The 1,131-nt window shown below is 42.0% G+C and carries 9 tRNA genes; all 9 read right to left on the bottom strand.

What is annotated here, in order from left to right:
* Positions 1 to 111: 111 nt before the first annotated feature.
* The 9 genes from RI76_RS02715 to RI76_RS02675 all read right to left on the bottom strand — a co-directional run bounded on the left by RI76_RS02715 (position 112) and on the right by RI76_RS02675 (position 1,077).
* Positions 112 to 187 (bottom strand) — tRNA-Phe (locus RI76_RS02715).
* A 21-nt stretch (positions 188 to 208) separates the two neighbouring features.
* Positions 209 to 284: transfer RNA gene (locus RI76_RS02710), tRNA-Asp, on the bottom strand.
* 4 nt (positions 285 to 288) lie between these two features.
* Positions 289 to 365: transfer RNA gene (locus RI76_RS02705), tRNA-Met, on the bottom strand.
* A gap of 72 nt (positions 366 to 437) precedes the next feature.
* A tRNA-Ser gene (locus tag RI76_RS02700) sits at positions 438 to 528 on the bottom strand.
* Positions 529 to 563: 35 nt separating this feature from the next.
* Positions 564 to 640: transfer RNA gene (locus RI76_RS02695), tRNA-Ile, on the bottom strand.
* Between the two features lie 6 nt (positions 641 to 646).
* A tRNA-Met gene (locus RI76_RS02690) sits at positions 647 to 723 on the bottom strand.
* A 55-nt stretch (positions 724 to 778) separates the two neighbouring features.
* A tRNA-Ala gene (locus RI76_RS02685) sits at positions 779 to 854 on the bottom strand.
* 9 nt (positions 855 to 863) lie between these two features.
* Positions 864 to 950, bottom strand: a tRNA-Leu gene (locus tag RI76_RS02680).
* 51 nt (positions 951 to 1,001) lie between these two features.
* Positions 1,002 to 1,077 (bottom strand) — tRNA-Lys (locus RI76_RS02675).
* Positions 1,078 to 1,131: the final 54 nt, after the last annotated feature.

Genomic DNA, 1,131 nt, shown 5'->3' with positions numbered 1-1,131 from the left:
CTACACGACGCTCTTCCGATCTGCTACATTTTATTAAATTAAAAATTAGAAAGAAAAAAATTGAAAAAAAGTAAATTTTGTTTAAAAAAAATTAATTTGAAATATAATCAATGGTGGCTCCGGGCAGAATCGAACTGCCGACACGAGGCTCTTCAAGCCACTGCTCTACCGACTGAGCTACAGAGCCAAATATTGTTTACTATTTACTTGGCGGTCCGGACGGGGATTGAACCCGCGATCTCCTGCGTGACAGGCAAGCATGTTAACCACTACACCACCGGACCTTTTTGGTTGCGGGAGTAGGATTTGAACCTACGGCCTTCGGATTATGAGCCCGACGAGCTACCAAACTGCTCTATCCCGCGATCTCAACTTAAATCATAAAAATTATAATATAAGTTATTGGTAAATATTTATAAAAAATTATTTTTAAATATTGGCGGAGGAAGAGGGATTCGAACCCCCGCGTCCTTTCAGACCTTCCAGTTTTCAAGACTGGCCCCTTCAACCGGACTTGGGTATTCCTCCAAAAAATAATTATAACAAAATTTTAATTAAATTTATGGTGGACCCGGTAGGATTCGAACCTACGACCAACCGGTTATGAGCCGGTGGCTCTGACCAACTGAGCTACAGGTCCATACGATGGTGGCGGCAGAGGGACTTGAACCCTCGACCTCACGGGTATGAACCATGTGCTCTAGCCAGCTGAGCTACACCGCCTTTATTTAAATTTTGTGTTTTAATTTTTAATTTTTGAAATTATTAATATTAATGTTGGTGGAGCTTAGCGGATTCGAACCGCTGACCTCCTGTGTGCAAGACAGGCGCTCTACCAACTGAGCTAAAACCCCTTTTTTTAATGGTACCTGAAGCCGGACTTGAACCGGCACGGCTCTAAAACCATGGGATTTTAAGTCCCACGTGTCTACCTGTTCCACCATTCAGGCAAATAAGCCAAATTAATTTTTCGTTTATATTTGTCTAAAAATTAAATAAAATGGTGACCCGTAAAGGACTCGAACCTTTGACACCTTGATTAAAAGTCAAGTGCTCTACCAACTGAGCTAACGGGCCTCATAATGGTGCCAAAAACAGGAATCGAACCCGCAACCTACTGATTACAAGTCA

The organism is Milkweed yellows phytoplasma str. MW1, from assembly GCF_000309485.1.
Classification (GTDB): Bacteria; Bacillota_I; Bacilli_A; order Acholeplasmatales; family Acholeplasmataceae; genus Phytoplasma.
The sequence above is the reverse complement of the archived record's forward strand: the minus strand, read 5'-3'. Positions and strand labels throughout refer to the sequence as shown.